A 15616-nucleotide genomic window follows, 5' to 3' on the forward strand; every position below is an offset into this window, starting at 1 on the left:
AAGGGGCGCGGGGAACTGCGCCACCGGCCCCCACCGCACCGCAGACGACAGTCACGAGGCGCCGTCCGCGACCGCCCCCGCAAAGGGGCGCGGGGAACTGCGCGACCAACCCCCACCCCACCGCAGACGGCAATCACGAGGCGCCGTCCGCGGCCGCCCCCCGCAGCGGGAGCGCTACCGCTTTACCTGGCCCGCCTTCAGCCACAGCTGGTCCAGCAGCACGTCGCACTGGTCGCCGTCCTGGCAGGAGAGGCTGATGGTGTTCGAGCCCTTGTTGAGGCTCGGGTAGGCATACGTCTGCGTCCAGCCCTTGGCGTAGTCGCCCTCCGCGGCGGCGGCGAAGTTGCCCAGGTTCAGCTTGCTGCCGAAGACCTTGCCGTTGATGGTGAGCGTCATGCTCTGGTCCTTGCCGGGGACGCTGTAGCCGGCGAAGAGGGTGTAGACACCGGCCTCGGGGATGCCGTCGACGGTCCAGGTGACCGAGGCGCCGACGTTGTTGAGGCCGGCGACGTAGACACCGCCGTCGGCGGCGGCGCCCGCGACGTCGGAGGCCGTCGTCACGCCCGGCGCGAGGTTGAGGGCCTTCGCGTCGATCTTCGGCAGCTCCGTCTGGGCCGCCTTGCTGGCGCTCGGGGACGTGCTCGGCTCGGCGCTCTGGGAGGCGGTCGGGGTGGCGCCGCCGTCGCCCGCGTCGTCGTTGCCGGAGTCGCCGCCCAGCATGGCCACGCCGATGCCGATGACGACCGCGGCGACCACCGCTATCGCGCCGATCAGCAGCCCCTTGGTGTTGGGGCCGCGCCCGCGCCCGCCGCCGCCCTGCACCGGCTGCCGGCTGGTGGTGGCGCCGCCGGGCAGGGTCTCCGGCGCGGCGTAGTGGGCGTTCGGCTGGCCGTAGGCGCCCTGCTGCTGCGGGGCCTGGCCGTACGGCGCGGTCGGGGCCGTCGGCTGGCCGTACTGGCGCTGGCCGACCGCGCGCACCCGATTGACCGAGTTCGGGTAGCCGTAGCCGCCACCGGAGGGCGGCTGGGCCCCGTTGGCCTGCCCGTCGGCGTAGAGGTAGCCGAACGGGTCGTCGTCCTCGGGCGTGCTGGCGCCGTTGTTGCCGGACGTCATCCCTTGGTACTCCTCAACAGGTGCGGGGCGGATGCGATACGTGAGGTCGGATGGCGAGCCTACCCCCACCTGATGACCCGAACGGGTGACGCAGCTCGCATCACCTCGCTGACCTGCGGGTCATCCCGCCCGTCTGTGCTGTTTGGGACGAGATCGTTTCTCTACGTACATCCGCTCGTCGGCGGACTTCAGCACTTCGTCGGCCGTCATCCCGCAGTGCGCCCAGCCGATGCCGAAACTGGCGCCGACGCGCATGGCCCGGCCGTCGACCCGGATGGGCTGGATGATCTCGTTGCGCAGGCGGACGGCGAGGTCCTGGGCGTCGGCCCGGCCGAGTCCGTCGGCGAGCACGACGAACTCGTCGCCGCCGAGCCGGGCGACGGTGTCGCCGTCGCGCACGCCCCGGGTCAGCCGCCGGGCGACCTCGATGAGGACCGCGTCGCCGGCGTTGTGCCCGAAGCGGTCGTTGATCGACTTGAAGCCGTCGAGGTCACAGAAGAGGACCGCGAGGCCCTTGGTGCCGTCGTCGCGCTCGCCCTCGGGGGCGATCGTGTGCACGTGGTGGTCGTAGGCGTCGTAGTGCTCGGCGTCCGGGCGGAAGTCGAAGCCGTGGCCGCTGGAGTCGTAGGCGGGGTGGCCGTAGGCCACGTCCAGGGAGGCAGGCGCGTCCGGCTGGGCGGGGCGCCGGCACAGCCGGGAGGAGAGGCGGGAGCGCAGCTCGGCCGAGTTCGGCAGGCCGGTGAGCGAGTCGTGGGAGGCGCGGTGGGCGAGCTGCAGCTCGCGGCGCTTGCGCTCCTCTATGTCCTCGACGTGGGTGAGCAGGAAGCGGGGTCCGTCGGCGGCGTCGGCGACGACGCTGTTGCGCAGGGACACCCAGACGTAGGTGCCGTCGCGGCGGCCGAGGCGCAGTTCCGCGCGGCCGCCCTCGGCGGAGGTGCGCAGCAGGGTGCCTATGTCCTCGGGGTGGACGAGGTCGGAGAAGGAGTAGCGGCGCATCGCGGAGGCGGGGCGGCCCAGCAGGCGGCACAGCGCGTCGTTGGTGCGCAGGATGCGGCCGTGCTGATCGCCGCCCAGCTCGGCGATGGCCATGCCGGAGGGGGCGTACTCGAAGGCCTGCCGGAAGCTCTCCTCGCTGGCCCGCAGCGCCTGCTGCTCGCGTCCGAGCCGCACCAGCGCGCGCTGCATGTTGGAGCGCAGCCGTGCGTTGCTGATCGCGATCGCGGCCTGGAAGGCGTACATCTGGAGCGCTTCGCGGCCCCACTCGCCGGGGCGGCGGCCGTTGCGCGGCCGGTCCACGGACAGTACGCCGATCAGCTCGCCGGGGGAGCCGCCCGGCACGTCGGGGGTGTACATGGGCGCGAGGAGGCAGTCGGAGGGGTGCCACTCGTCCTCGAAACGGGGCGCGGGCCCGTCGGTGTACCAGTGCGGGATGTCGTCGTCGAGGACCAAGCCCTCGGTGTGCGGGATGAAGACCAGGTCGCCCCAGCGTTCGCCCACGCCCAGGCGGCGTTCCCAGGCGTCGCGCGAGCCGACGCGGCCGGTGATCAGTGCCTCGGCGGCCGGGTTGCCCGCGAGGGCGGCGACGACGAGGTCGCCGTCCGGGCGCACCAGGTTGACGCACGCCAGCTCGTAGCCGAGGCCGTTGACCACGCCGTCGGCGACGGTCTGCAGCGTGTCCGCCAGGCTGCGGGCCGTGTTCATGTCCGCCATGACCTGATGCAGTCGCCGCAGGGTCGTGAGACGGACGTAGGGCTCCGACTCGGTCTCCATGCTCGCCCTCCCCCCGAGACCTCGCAGCGAATCAAGGGTGCTCATCGGCGCTTGCGGTTCAGTGGTGCCCTTGCATCTTCCCCGCCACTGAATCACAGCGCGCTGCCCACTCGGTACACAGGGTCAACAATTAATGCCCCTTGTGACTCAAGTCACAGCAAAACATGAACAATTGAGTGGTGTTTCCGCGTTTTAGCTGCGTGTTTACCGATAGCAGGCTTTGCGGTCCTGTGGAGATGCCGCACAAGGCTACGCGGCGGATTGGTCCGGTGGTCCTAGGACCGGACTGGTTCCGGGGTCCGATGCGGTTCCGGGTGAACGGAGATTAGCGTTTCCGGTGTGTCCAACACTCCTGCCGCTCCGCCCCGTTCCGTTCCACTGCCCTCCGCCCGGCATGCTGAGGGGGTGAGCAACGACGAGTTCCGGGCCGCGATGTCCCGGCTGGCCGCGGGCGTGGTCCTGGTGACCGCCCAGGAGCCGCCGCTGGACCCCGACGACGCCTCGGCGCCGCCCGGCGAGGACGTCGGCATGACGGCCACCGCCTTCGTGTCGGTGTCGCTGGACCCGCCGTTGGTCCTGGTCAGCCTGCGCGAGGGCTCCCGCATGGACGACCTGCTGGCCGAACAGCCGCTGTGGGCGGTGTCCGTACTGTCCGAGAGCCAGCGCCACATCGCCGGCCGCTTCGCCATGAAGGGCCGCGTCAGTGACCGGCTGCTGTTCGCCGACATCCCCCACGTCCGCGGCCGGGTCACCGGATCGCCCCTGGTGGGCGGCGCCCTGGCGACCCTGGAGTGCCGCACCGAGCAGCGGGTGACGGCGGGTGACCACACACTGGTGATCGGCCGCGTCCTGGCGGCGGACCTGCCGAGCGCGGAGGGCGGCCCGCTGACGTACTTCCGCGGCCGCTACCGGCACCTGAGCTGAGCCGCCGACCGCCGCCCGGGCGGCAGCGGCGCCGTACCGGCCGCCCGCCGGGAGCGGCGCGGAGGGAGGCCGCGGCGGCCCTGCGCCGGACTCACCGCCGGACCCGCCTGCCCCGGCGCCCCGCCCGCGCCCGAGCGGGGGCGGGGGCGGGATGGTCGGGCACCGGTCCCCGAGGTGCCGGCGGGCCGCTCCCGGCGCGGGTGGTGGGGCAGGCGCGCGTGGCAGCCGCCCGGGCCGGGCTTCCCCGAGGGGGCACCCCCTGCCCGGCCGGGCAGGGCCGAAGTCGGCCGCGACCACCCGGCAACTGCCTGAACAGGGGCGACGCCGAAGGGCCACCCGTGCCGGTCACCCTGGCCCGGACACCACCACCGCCGCCGCCGCCGCCGAGCCGTGACCGCCGGACAGCCGGACAGCCGGGCGGCCCCGCCCCGGACATGACCGACGCACAACCCTTGCCTGCCGCCCCCCGGCCCGGCAGTCACGCCAGGCAGCCCGCCCGAGGGCGAGATCGGCCCGGCGCCGACACCCGCCCGGCAGCCGCCCGCAGAAGGCCGACGCCGAAACGGGCCGCTTCCGGGGGCACGCCGGGCAGGGCCGACGCCGAACGGGCCCGCTTCCGAGCGGCACGCCGGGCAGGGCCGGTGCCGAAACGGGCACCCCGCACCCGGTAACCGCCCGGACGGGGCCGGCCCCGAGTGCGGTGCCCATGCCCATGCCCATGCCCATGCCCGGCGGCTGTCTATACGAGGCTGATGTCGAGCCGGGAGACGCGCTCGGGGTCCGTCGCGATGTCCAGCACGGCGATCCGGCTCCGTACGAACGTGAAGGCCAGGGCCCGTTCCACGCGCCCGTCGACCAGCACCACGAGGCCCGAGGCGCCGTTCACCAGGGCGGGCCGCGCCACGCGCGCCAGGCGGGCGAAGCTCGCCGCGTTCCGGGCCACCGCCGCCGCGCCGGCGGTCACCCCGGCCTCGGTCCGCGCGAGGACGTCCGGGTCCAGCACCGCCACCAGCCCCTCGAGGTCGCCCTCCCGCGCGGCGGCGAGGAAGGCGTCCACGACCTCCCGCTGCCGCGCCAGGTCGGCGTCCGGCGCCTCGGCCCCCCGCACCCGGCGCCGGGCCCGGCTGGCCAGTTGCCGGACCGCGACAGGGGTGCGCCCGAGGATCGCCGCGATCTCGTCGAACGGCACCGCGAACAGGTCGTGCAGCACGAAGGCCAGCCGCTCGGCGGGCGTCAGCGTCTGCAGGACGACCAGCAGCGCCACGCCCAGGGAGTCGGCGAGCAGCGCGTCCTGCTCGGGGTCGCCGGGGGCCGTCACGGCGGCCGGCGCGGTGGTCTCCAGCGGTTCCTCCGCGCGGGACCTGCGGGAGCGCAGCATGTCCAGGCAGACCCGGCCGACCACGGTCGTCAGCCAGCCCGCGAGGTTGTCCACCTGCCGGGTGTCGGAGCGGCTGAGCCGGAACCACGCCTCCTGGACGGCGTCGTCGGCCTCCGCGACCGAACCGAGCATGCGGTGGGCGACGGCATGCAGACGGCTGCGCTGGGATTCAAATCGTCGAGCGAGGAATTCCGTGGTCTCCGCGTCGTTTCCGGTGTTCGGGAATTCGTCGTCGTTCATTCGGTCACAACTCCTCGCATGGCGGCGGCCGGTCTCGACGACATGACGAACGGGACGGGGAGGATGTGACATCGGCCGCATTGCGCGGCGGAGGAGAGAGAGCGGGGGCGGCGATGTTTCCCGGCGGAACAAAAGGCGTTTACATCCGGTCGCCGTTCACGTCAGGCGCCGCTCACGTCCGGCGCCGCTCACGTCCAGTCGCGGCCGGAGCGTCCGCGCTTGGTGTCCGAGCGCTGCTTCTTCTCCCGCAGCCGGCGCTCGTTGATCCCGCGGGGAATCCGGGTCGGCCGGCGCGGCTTCGGCGGCGGCGCGGTGGCCTCGGCGAGCAGGGCGGCGAGACGGACGGCGGCGGTCTCGCGATTGCGCCACTGGGAGCGGTGCTCGGAGGCGCGTACGGTGACGACGCCGTCGACCAGCCGCCCGGCCAGCCGCTCCAGCGCCCGCTGCTTCCACACCTCGGGCAGCGCCTCGGTCGCCGCCAGGTCGAAGCGCAGTTCCACCTGGGTGTCGCTGGTGTTGACGTGCTGTCCGCCGGGTCCCGAGGAGCGCGAGAAACGCCAGATGAGCTCGGCCTCGGGGAGCGAGACGGAGCCGCGGATCAGGTAGGGACCGGACATGGGCTCCATGTTCCCGGCTCTGTCCGGTCCACGTCACCTTTTTTTCGGCCGGTAAAAGAGGTAAAGAGATCCGGAACCATACGAACCTCTCTCGGCGTTCATCAGGGGTAGCTGTAGCTTTCGATACGCACCGCGTACGCAACGAGGGAAGGGACTCCCGAACCATGGCTGTAAGCCTGTCCAAGGGTGGCAACGTCTCGCTCACCAAGGAGGCTCCGGGCCTGACCGCCGTCACCGTGGGTCTTGGCTGGGACGTCCGTACCACCACCGGTACCGACTTCGACCTCGACGCGTCCGCGATCGCGGTCAACACGCAGGGCAAGGTCTACTCCGAGGCCCACTTCGTCTTCTTCAACAACAAGCAGACGCCGGACAACACGATCGTCCACACCGGTGACAACCGCACCGGCGAGGGCGCCGGCGACGACGAGGCGATCAACGTCAACCTCGCCGGCCTCCCGGCCGAGATCGACAAGATCGTCTTCCCGGTCTCCATCTACGACGCCGAGAACCGCTCGCAGAACTTCGGCCAGGTCCGCAACGCCTACATCCGCATCGTCAACCAGGCCGGCGGCGCCGAGATCGCCCGCTACGACCTGTCGGAGGACGCGGCCACGGAGACGGCGATGGTCTTCGGCGAGCTGTACCGCAACGGTGCGGAGTGGAAGTTCCGCGCGGTCGGCCAGGGCTACGCCTCCGGCCTGGTGGGCATCGCCCAGGACTTCGGCGTCAACGTCTGACGCACGTCCGAGGCACGTCAGAGGCAGGTCGGCCCGCTCCGAGGCACGTCAGAGGCACGTCCGACGGTCATCTGCCGCACAGAGCGCTGAGCGAGGCCCCCGGCCACACGGCCGGGGGCCTCGGCATCCGCCGCCGCCCCGCGCCCGCGCCTCCGCCTCCGCCTCCGCCCGCGTCACGAAACGCCGTCCAGGCGGTCCGTGCACCCGCTCCAGAGTGGTCCTGAGCAGGCCGCCCAGCATGAGCGAGGCCGACGATCCCGGCCCCCGACAGACACGAGGAGCGAGCGCCATGACCATCGCACCGGGCGACGCGCGGCGAGGCGCCTCCCGCCTCTGCCGGGCCCCGCGGGTGGAGCGCGAGCAGTGACCGGCGGGCCGCCGGGCGGCGGCATGTTCCTCGAGCGGCTGTCGCCCGCCGACGGCGCCCTGCCCGGTGAGCTGCTGACCGAGCTGACCCGTCTGTACGCCTCCAACCGGGAGTTCCACGCCCTCAGCGGCGATTTCCCCGACCCGGACGACGTCCGCCCGGAGCAGGTGGCGGCCGCGCTGGCCGACGAACTGGCGCATCCGGACGTCGAGGTGCTGCTGGCCCGCAGCGGCGGGCGGGTGGTCGGGATCGTGATCACGCTCGCCCGCCATCCGGACCCGGCCGACCCGGACCCGTGGATCGGCCTGCTGATGGTGGACGCGGACGTGCACGGGCAGGGCTTCGGGCGGCGGATCGCGCGGAGCGTCGAGGACGGCTTCCGCGCGGCGGGCCGGAACGCCGTACGTCTGGCCGTGCTGGAGGACAACCTCAGGGGCTTCGCCTTCTGGACCTCCCTGGGCTACCAGGTGATCGACCATCGCGAGGACCGGCAACTCGGCCGCCCGTGCGCGGTGTTGCGCAAGGAGCTGTCCGCCCCGCCCGCGTGAGCCGCTCCCCGGGAGCTGCCGGAGGTCCTCACCGCCGGCGAACCTCCGCCGCACTCCCCCGAATTGCGGAGACACCCGCTGCCCGCGGCACGCGCGGGCCGCGGCGGCGCGCGATCCGCGACGCGTCCCGGCCCCGCTCCCCGGTGTGACGTTCGACGGCCCAAATCCGCTGTGAAAAAGCGGAGTTGACCGTGATCAGCGCGTCCGTATACCGGATCCGCAGCAACGGCTTTCGGATACGAACACGTAAAGTCTTGATGGCGCTCTGTCAAAGAGGCCGGTCGGGATGTCACTCTCTCCTCGCTCGCCGCAACCCTGTGCCCCGCCTGTGTCCCTCCGTGCCCCCACCACGAGGGCAGTCCCAAGGAGACCGAGTGAGACTGCAGTCCCGTGCTCCCCGCACCGCCGTCCTGCGCGCCACCGCCCTGATCGGCTCGGCCGCGATGGTCGTGCTCGCCCTGCAGGGCGGCCCCGCCACCGCGGCGCCCGAGCGGACGAACGGCGCCACCGCCCTCACCCTGACCGCGTCGGCACGCGCCGCCGCCATCAAGTCGGCCCAGCAGGACGCCGGTTCGACCGCCCGTGAACTCGGCCTCGGCGCCGAGGAGGCGCTCGTCGTCCGGGACGTCGTCAAGGACGCCGACGGCACGGTCCACACCCGCTACGAGCGCACCTACGCCGGTCTGCCCGTCCTCGGCGGCGACCTCGTCACGCACGTGTCGAAGGGCGGCGCCCTCAAGGGCGTCAGCAAGGCGACGAAGGCCCGGATATCCGTCGCCTCCACCGACGCGGCGATATCGGCCGCCGCCGCGAAGAAGTCCGCCCTCGCGGGCACCGGTTCGTCGAAGGTCACCGCCCGCAAGGTGATCTGGGCGGCCGGCGCCAAGCCCGTCCTCGCCTACGAGTCGGTCGTCAGGGGCCTGCAGCACGACGGCACCCCGAGCGAGCTGCACGTCGTCACGGACGCCACCACCGGCAAGAAGCTCTACTCCTACGAGGCCATCGACACCGGCACGGGCACCAGCCAGTACAGCGGCACGGTGACCCTGGGCACCACGGCGTCCGCCTCCGGCGGCTTCGACCTCATCGACGGCGGCCGCGGCGGCCACACGACGTACGACCTGAACGGCGGCACGTCCGGCACCGGCACCCTCTTCCACGACGCCGACGACGCCTGGGGCGACGGCACGCCCACCAACCGCCAGACCGCCGCCGTCGACGCGGCCTACGGCGCCGCCGTCACCTGGGACTTCTACAAGTCGGCGTTCAACCGCAACGGCATCGCGGGCGACGGCAAGGCCGCCTACTCCCGCGTCCACTACGGCAACGCGTACGTCAACGCCTTCTGGTCCGACACCTGCTTCTGCATGACCTACGGCGACGGCCAGAACAACCTCAAGCCGCTGACCTCCCTCGACGTGGCCGGCCACGAGATGAGCCACGGCCTGACCGCCGCGACCGCCGGCCTGAAGTACAGCCGGGAGTCCGGCGGCCTCAACGAGGCCACCTCCGACATCTTCGGCACCTCGGTCGAGTTCTTCGCGAACAACGCCTCCGACGTCGGCGACTACCTCATCGGCGAGAAGATCGACATCAACGGCAACGGCTCCCCGCTGCGCTACATGGACAAGCCCAGCAAGGACGGCTCCTCCGCCGACTACTGGTCCCGCACGGTCGGCCGGCTCGACGTGCACTACTCGTCCGGCGTGGCGAACCACTTCTTCTACCTGCTGTCCGAGGGCAGCGGCGCGAAGACCCTCAACGGGGTGTCCTACAACTCCCCCACCTACAACGGCTCCACGCTCACCGGCATCGGCCGGGCCAAGGCCGAGCAGATCTGGTACAAGGCCCTGACGACGTACTTCACCTCCTCGACCGACTACGCGGGGGCGCGGGTCGCCACCCTCCAGGCGGCGAGCGACCTGTACGGCGCGGGCAGCGCGGAGTACCAGGCGGTGGCGGCGACCTGGACGGCGGTCAACGTCAACTAGTCTCCACCCGCCAGTAGTTCAGGCCGGGCTGCTCGTCACGGGCGGTCCGGCCTGCCCTGTCCGTACAGCCAGTCGTCCCAGACGCGGGTGAAGTCCTTCCGCGGCGCGGTCTTCTCCACGTACGCGGTGAAGTCGGCGGTGTCCGCGTTGCCGTGGCGGTGGGCGGCGGCCCAGCCCCGCAGCAGGGCGCGGAAGGCGGTGTCGCCGACGGTCCGGCGGATCTCGTGCAGGACCATCGCGCCGCGCTGGTAGACGGGCGTGCCGGACAGGTGCGCGGCGTCGCCCGGCTCGGCGGGCGGGAAGTCCCACAGGCCGGGGTACTCGTCCTCGCCGTGGGCGTACAGCGCGTCGAAGGTGCGCTGGGCGCTCGGGCCGCCGTGGTCCTCCTCCCACAGCCATTCGGCGTAGGTCGCAAAGCCCTCGTTGAGCCACATGTCCCGCCAGGTCCTCGGGGTGACGGAGTCGCCGAACCACTGGTGGGCGAGTTCGTGGACGAGGGTCCCGACGTCGGGGGCCTGGGGGAAGACCGGCCGGTTCTGGGTCTCCAGGGCGTAGCCGACCTGCGGCGCCGCGTCGACGATCGCGCCGGTGGAGGAGAAGGGGTACCGGCCGAAGGCGTCCTGCGCCCAGGCCATGATCTCGGGGATGCGCGCGAGCACCGGGCGGCTCGCCGCCGCCTCGGCCGGATCGACGGCGACGTACACCGGCAGGCCGTCGCGGGTGGTGGAGCGGCGGACGGTGTAGCGGCCGACGGCGAGGGTGGCGACGTAGCTCGCCATGGGCTCGGCGGTGTGCCAGGTGAACCTGGTCCGGCCGCCGCTGGTGCTCTCGCCCGTCAGCTCCCCGTTGGACACGGCCCGCAGCCCTTTCGGCACGGTGACGGCGAGGTCGTAGGACGCCTTGTCGGAGGGGTGGTGGTCGCCGGGGAACCAGGTCATGGAGCCGGTCGGCTCGCCGAGCGCGAGGGCGCCGTCGGCGGTGGGCAGCCAGCCCTCCCGGGTGCCGTCGGGGTCGGTGAGGGTCTCGGGGGCGCCGGAGTAGCGGACGGTGACGCGGAAGGTGCGGTGGGCGTCGAGTGCGTCGTGGGGGCGGACGGTGAGTTCCTGTCCGGCCCGGCTGAAGCGGGCGGGACGGCCATCGACGGTGACGCCCTGGACGTCCAGTCCCTTCAGGTCGAGGTCGAAGGCGGACAGGTCCCACGCGGCTCGGGCGGTGAGGGTGGCGGTGCCGGTCAGGCGGGGGCGCGGGCCGGGTTCGTAGGCGAGGTCGAGGGCGTAGTGGGTGACGTCGTACCCGCCGTTGCCCGCCTTCGGGTAGTACGGGTCGCGGACACCGGAGCCGCCCGGGGCGCCGTGCACGCCGCCGCACGCGGTCAGCGCGAGGGTGAGGCCGAGGGCGAGGCAGACGGCCGGGACAGAAGGGACAGTCGGGGCAGCCGGAGCAGTCGGAGCAGTCGGAGCAGTCGGAGCAGTCGGAGCAGTCGGAACAAGAGGTACAGTCGGGGCAAGAGGTGCAGACCGGGACACGTCAGTGATCCTAGGGGGCCGTGACACCATCTCGTACGTGCTCGACATCGGCTACGCCCTCTCCAACCGCTTCCCGGACCCGCCGCAGACGGACTACCGGCGGGTGGACGTCCACACCCTGCGCCACGACCTGTTCTGCGGTGACGTCTATCTCGCCGACACCAAGTCGGACCGGGAACTGTCCACGGCCTGGGGATGGGTGCCGGTGCTCGACTTCGCGTGGGCGCTGTGCGACATCGTGGAACGGCTGGACCGCGACCCGGCGGGCTCCCGCGCCGCCCGCCCCCAGCACGCCGAACTGGACTTCACCGAGTCCACGGACCGCATGCTCTTCGAGCGCCGCTTCGGCTGGGTGGACGTGGAGGCCGACTGGATGCCGGCGGAGGAACCCCCGCTCACCTTCTCCCACGCCGAACTGCGCCGCGAGGCACGCGACTTCCTGCACGACCTGATCGCCGACCTGGTGGACCTGCACGAGGACCTCGGCGAGAACCCGGCCGTCTGGACGCTCCAGGCGCGCTTCCCCCGGGTGCAGTGAGCCTGGAACGGGCGGTCAGGCCTCCACCCGGATGCCCAGCTGGGCCGCCAGCACCGGTGCCAGGTCCAGCAGCTGGGCCGGGCTGATCACCGCGCCCGCCAGGCGGTCCACGCCCCGGGCGATGCCGACCGCGGCCGCCGCTCGGAGGTCCACGTCCTTCAGCACCGCCGCGGTCAGGTCGGCCTCCTTCAGCACGCAGTCGACGAACTCCACGCGCTCCAGGCGGGCGCCGTGGAGGTCCGGTTCCACCAGGACGCAGCCCTCGAAGACGACGTCCTTGAGCTTCGCGCCGCGCAGGTTCAGGTAGTCGATCTTGCCGCCGCGGACCACGACCCGCTCCAGCACGGCGCCGTGCAGCTGGGTGCCGCCCAGCCGGGCGTCGGTCAGCTCGACGTCGCGCAGGGTGGACTCGGAGAGGTCCGTGCCGACCCCTCTCGGCGCCGTCAGCACCGAGTCGAGCAGGCGGGCATGGCGCAGCCGCGTCCCGTCCAGCGCGCACCCCGTCAGCGCGCAGTCCAGGAAGCGGGCGCCCCCGCCGTCCTGCCCGGTGAGGTCGGCCCGGCCGAACTCCAGCCCGTCGTAGTCCCCGTCCGGCTCCAGCCCGCCGCCGTCGTACGGCCGCAGCGGCGGCAGCCGCAGCTCCGGCCGGCGCGCGCCCCGCACTGTGCTCCCACCGGTCGCGCCGGCCCTGGTCCTCGCCATACCCCCATGCTGCCCCCCGCCACTGACAATCGCCCTGACCAGCCAGAACGGCCATGTCACATTCCGGGCGCGCGGGGCGTCGTATCCCCGGACGAGCGATTCCGGCTGCCGCCCCGGCGGGTCCGGCGGGCGCTTGACCTCGAGCAAGCCTGAGGTTGAAGAGTGGGCCTGTCCGGAAGCGTTCGGCCGACAGCCATGGTTGACGAGGAGCACAGCATGCGCGCCATCCGCCTTCACGCCTTCGGGCCGCCCGAGAACCTGCGCCTGGAGGAGGTCGACGACCCCCTGCCGGGCCCGGGCCAGGTCCGCGTCGCCGTGCGGGCGGCGGGGGTGCACCTGCTCGACACCGCCCTGCGCGAGGGCGCGCGCGGCCCGCTGCCCGAGCCGGTGCGGCTGCCCACCGTGCCGGGCCGCGAGGTGGCCGGCGTCGTCGAGTCGCTGGGCGAGGGGGTGGCCCGCCTGTGGCTGGGCAGACGGGTGACCGCCCATCTCGGCTTCGCGCCCGGCGGGTACGCCGAGCTGGCCGTCACCGACGTCGACCGGGTGCACGAGATCCCCGCGAACCTGGACTTCGCGCAGGCCGTCGCCATGATCGGCACCGGCCGCACGGTGATGGGGATCGTGCAGTCCGCCGAGTTCGGCCCGGACGCGGTGGTCGTGATACCGGCGGCCGCGGGCGGCGTCGGCGGCCTGCTCGTGCAGTACGCGAAGAACGCCGGCGCCCACGTCGTGGGCCTGGCCGGCGGGCCGGAGAAGGCCGCGCGGGTACAGGCCGGCGGGGCGGACCTCGCCGTCGACTACGCGGACCCGGGGTGGGCGGAGAAGGTCCGCGCCCACCTGGGCGGACGGCACGCCACCCTGGTGCTCGACGGGGTGGGCGGTGAGGTGGCCCGCGCGTGCGTCGCCCTGCTCGGGCCCGGCGGCAGGCACCTCGTCTTCGGCTGGTCGGCCGAGGGGATCCGCGACGGTCGGCCGTACCTCGTCGACGGCGTCTCCGAACAGGTCCTGGGCCCCGTGATGCTGCGCAGGACCGGCGGACCGGATCCCATGCGCACGCTGGAGCTGCGCGCCCTCACCGAGGCGGCGGCCGGACGGCTGGTCCCGGCCGTGCGGCGGTTCCCGCTCGGCGAGGCGGCGGCCGCGCACCGGGCGCTGCAGACGCGCCGGACGACAGGAAAGGTGGTGCTGGAACCGTGAGCGGTCACAAGTCCCCTGCGGATGCAACGGGTACCGATCCGTGGTCTTCTGGCCGGGTGAGTGCCCCCCGAGCAGGCGAGTCCGTCTCCGTGGACGCCCCTCCCCCGGACGCCGGTCCCCGGCGCTGGTGGGGCCTGGTCGTCATCGCGCTCGCGCAGTTGATGGTCGTCCTCGACGCGACCATCGTGAACATCGCGCTGCCCTCCGCCCAGCACGACCTGAACATGTCCGACGGCAACCGCCAGTGGGTGATCACCGCCTACACGCTGGCCTTCGGCGGGCTGCTGCTGCTCGGCGGCCGGATCGCCGACCTGGTGGGCCGCAAGCGCGCGTTCGTCCTCGGGCTGATCGGCTTCGCCGCCGCCTCCGCGTTCGGCGGGGCCGCCACCGGCCCGGGCATGCTGTTCGGCGCCCGCGCGCTGCAGGGCGTGTTCGCCGCCGTACTCGCGCCGTCCGCGCTGTCCCTGCTGACCACGACGTTCACCGACCCCAAGGAGCGCGGGAAGGCCTTCGGCATCTACGGCGCCCTCGCCGGCAGCGGCTCGGCGATCGGCTTCATCGTCGGCGGGCTGCTCACCGAGTACCTGAACTGGCGCTGGTGCCTGTACGTCAACGTCCCCATCGCGGTCGTCGCCGTGTTCGGTGCCTTCGCCCTGCTCCACGACCGGCCCCGCCACGCGGGCGCCCGCCTGGACGTGCCGGGCGTGCTGCTGGGCTGCGGCGGGCTGGTGGCGATCGTCTACGGCTTCAGCGAGGCCCAGCCGCGGGGCTGGACCGACCCGCTGGTGCTGACGCTGTTCGCGGGCGGCGTCGTACTGCTGGCGGCGTTCGTGTGGTGGCAGACCAGGGCGCCGGTGCCGCTGCTGCCGCTGCACATCGTGCGGGAGCGCAACCGCGCGGGCTGCTTCCTGACCATGGCGCTCGCCGTGGTCGGCATGTTCGGCCTGTTCCTGTTCATGACCTACTACCTGCAGGACGTCCTCGGCTACTCGCCGGTGCGGACGGGGCTCGCGTTCCTGCCGCTGACCGCGGCGATCGTGGTCGGCTCCACGCAGATCGCGGCCCGGCTGCTGCCCCACGTCGCCCCACGCGCGCTCCTGGTCCCCGGCATGGTGCTGGCCGCGGGCGGCATGCTGCTGCTGACGCGGATGACGGTGCACTCCTCGTACCCCACCGAGATCCTGCCCGCGCTGCTGCTGATGGGCGTCGGCATGGGCCTGACCTTCATGCCGGTCTTCTCCACCGCCACCGCGGGCATCGCCCCGCAGGACGCGGGCGTGACCTCGGCGACCGTCAACACCGCCCAGCAGGTGGGCGGTTCGATCGGCACCGCGCTGCTCAACACGATCGCCACCAGCAGCGGCACCGCCTACGTCGCCGCCCACCTCCACGACCCCGCCCGGAAGGCCCTGGTCACCCAGGAGGGCGTGGTCCACGGCTACACCGTCGCCATCGGGTGGGGGGCCGGCATCATGCTGCTCGCCGGCCTGGTCGCGGGCCTGATGGTGACGCTCCGGGCACCCCGGCACGGGGCGCCGGCCCTGGAGCCGGTCCCGGAGTCCGTCCGCTGACGCTCCGCTGAGGCGCCACGCCGCGCCTCCGGCCGTCCGACGTCCGCCACGCCGTCGCGGCCGGGCGCGCAATTCCCCGCGCCGACGCTCCGCTGAGGCGCCACGCAGCGCCTCCGGCCGTCCGACGTCCGCCGCGCCGTCGTGGCTGGTCGCGCAGTTCCCCGCGCCCCTTCGGGGCGCTGTCAGTGGCGGCCCGCCAACCGGCCGACCGGAGCGGCCAGGCGCACTCGGTGCCGGGTGCTCCGCCGGAGTACCGCACCATCGTGACCGGGCGCACTGACGCTCCGCTGAGGCGCCGCGCCGCGCCTACGGCCGTCCGACGTCCGCCGCGCCGTCGTGGCTGGTCGCGCAGTTCCCCGCGCCCCTTCGGGGCGCTGTCAGTGGCGGCCCGCCA

Annotated in this window: 13 protein-coding genes; 7 read left to right on the plus strand and 6 right to left on the minus strand. The window is 73.1% G+C overall.

Features of this window, described 5'->3' with window-relative positions:
* Positions 1-174: 174 nt before the first annotated feature.
* The gene (locus VKA29_RS02695; RefSeq protein WP_324783486.1) at positions 175-1113 is read right to left on the minus strand and encodes a carbohydrate-binding protein; all 939 of its coding nucleotides are present in this window, start codon (positions 1111-1113) and stop codon (positions 175-177) included.
* Between the two features lie 120 nt (positions 1114-1233).
* Positions 1234-2883: a diguanylate cyclase CdgB gene (cdgB, locus tag VKA29_RS02700; RefSeq protein ID WP_324783487.1), complete on the minus strand. Its 1650-nt coding sequence runs from the start codon at positions 2881-2883 to the stop codon at positions 1234-1236.
* A 339-nt stretch (positions 2884-3222) separates the two neighbouring features.
* Here cdgB and VKA29_RS02705 point away from each other — a divergent pair, with 339 nt between their 5' ends.
* A complete protein-coding gene (locus VKA29_RS02705; protein ID WP_420718417.1) occupies positions 3223-3807 on the plus strand; it encodes a flavin reductase family protein in 585 nt (194 codons plus the stop codon).
* Between the two features lie 739 nt (positions 3808-4546).
* Here the strand turns inward: VKA29_RS02705 and VKA29_RS02710 are convergent.
* Positions 4547-5425 carry a sigma-70 family RNA polymerase sigma factor gene (locus VKA29_RS02710; RefSeq protein ID WP_324783488.1) on the minus strand — a complete coding sequence of 293 codons (879 nt, stop codon included), beginning with the start codon at positions 5423-5425 and terminating at the stop codon, positions 4547-4549.
* Positions 5426-5613: 188 nt separating this feature from the next.
* Positions 5614-6051: an alternative ribosome rescue aminoacyl-tRNA hydrolase ArfB gene (gene arfB / locus VKA29_RS02715; RefSeq protein ID WP_324783489.1), complete on the minus strand. Its 438-nt coding sequence runs from the start codon at positions 6049-6051 to the stop codon at positions 5614-5616.
* Positions 6052-6206: 155 nt separating this feature from the next.
* On the opposite strand from arfB, the gene VKA29_RS02720 reads away from it, so the two are divergent.
* From VKA29_RS02720 to VKA29_RS02730, 3 genes are all read left to right on the plus strand, one after another.
* Complete coding sequence (locus VKA29_RS02720) at positions 6207-6782, plus strand: TerD family protein (protein ID WP_324783490.1); 576 nt, start codon at positions 6207-6209, stop codon at positions 6780-6782.
* A 363-nt stretch (positions 6783-7145) separates the two neighbouring features.
* On the plus strand, positions 7146-7697 hold the full coding sequence (locus VKA29_RS02725) for a GNAT family N-acetyltransferase (protein WP_324783491.1): 552 nt from the start codon (positions 7146-7148) through the stop codon (positions 7695-7697).
* A gap of 374 nt (positions 7698-8071) precedes the next feature.
* Complete coding sequence (locus tag VKA29_RS02730; protein WP_324783492.1) at positions 8072-9688, plus strand: M4 family metallopeptidase; 1617 nt, start codon at positions 8072-8074, stop codon at positions 9686-9688.
* A 35-nt stretch (positions 9689-9723) separates the two neighbouring features.
* On the opposite strand, the gene VKA29_RS02735 is transcribed toward VKA29_RS02730, so the two are convergent.
* Positions 9724-11244 carry a M1 family metallopeptidase gene (locus VKA29_RS02735; RefSeq protein ID WP_420718426.1) on the minus strand — a complete coding sequence of 507 codons (1521 nt, stop codon included), beginning with the start codon at positions 11242-11244 and terminating at the stop codon, positions 9724-9726.
* 7 nt (positions 11245-11251) lie between these two features.
* Between VKA29_RS02735 and VKA29_RS02740 the strand changes: the two genes are divergently transcribed.
* Entirely contained in the window at positions 11252-11752 is a 501-nt protein-coding gene (locus VKA29_RS02740; RefSeq protein WP_324783493.1) for a hypothetical protein, read from the plus strand.
* A gap of 15 nt (positions 11753-11767) precedes the next feature.
* Here the strand turns inward: VKA29_RS02740 and VKA29_RS02745 are convergent, their stop codons facing one another.
* Positions 11768-12454 carry a pentapeptide repeat-containing protein gene (locus VKA29_RS02745; protein WP_324783494.1) on the minus strand — a complete coding sequence of 229 codons (687 nt, stop codon included), beginning with the start codon at positions 12452-12454 and terminating at the stop codon, positions 11768-11770.
* Positions 12455-12670: 216 nt separating this feature from the next.
* On the opposite strand from VKA29_RS02745, the gene VKA29_RS02750 reads away from it, so the two are divergent.
* On the plus strand, positions 12671-13651 hold the full coding sequence (locus VKA29_RS02750) for a zinc-binding dehydrogenase (protein WP_324783495.1): 981 nt from the start codon (positions 12671-12673) through the stop codon (positions 13649-13651).
* Between the two features lie 56 nt (positions 13652-13707).
* Positions 13708-15222 (plus strand): MFS transporter, encoded by a 1515-nt coding sequence (locus tag VKA29_RS02755; protein ID WP_420718418.1) that lies wholly within the window; start codon positions 13708-13710, stop codon positions 15220-15222.
* Positions 15223-15616 lie beyond the last annotated feature (394 nt).

Origin of the sequence: Streptomyces sp. H51, assembly GCF_035656535.1 — a bacterium.
GTDB lineage: Bacteria > Actinomycetota > Actinomycetes > Streptomycetales > Streptomycetaceae > Streptomyces.

What these genes read in the sequence shown, in the direction of transcription:
- VKA29_RS02710 (WP_324783488.1), bottom strand. Translation starts at nt 5,425, where the DNA reads ATGAACGACGACGAATTCCCGAACACCGGAAACGACGCGGAGACCACG.
- VKA29_RS02695 (WP_324783486.1), bottom strand. Translation starts at nt 1,113, where the DNA reads ATGACGTCCGGCAACAACGGCGCCAGCACGCCCGAGGACGACGACCCG.
- VKA29_RS02745 (WP_324783494.1), bottom strand. Translation starts at nt 12,454, where the DNA reads ATGGCGAGGACCAGGGCCGGCGCGACCGGTGGGAGCACAGTGCGGGGC.
- VKA29_RS02735 (WP_420718426.1), bottom strand. Translation starts at nt 11,244, where the DNA reads ATGGTGTCACGGCCCCCTAGGATCACTGACGTGTCCCGGTCTGCACCT.
- cdgB (WP_324783487.1), bottom strand. Translation starts at nt 2,883, where the DNA reads ATGGAGACCGAGTCGGAGCCCTACGTCCGTCTCACGACCCTGCGGCGA.
- VKA29_RS02750 (WP_324783495.1), top strand. Translation starts at nt 12,671, where the DNA reads ATGCGCGCCATCCGCCTTCACGCCTTCGGGCCGCCCGAGAACCTGCGC.
- VKA29_RS02720 (WP_324783490.1), top strand. Translation starts at nt 6,207, where the DNA reads ATGGCTGTAAGCCTGTCCAAGGGTGGCAACGTCTCGCTCACCAAGGAG.
- arfB (WP_324783489.1), bottom strand. Translation starts at nt 6,051, where the DNA reads ATGGAGCCCATGTCCGGTCCCTACCTGATCCGCGGCTCCGTCTCGCTC.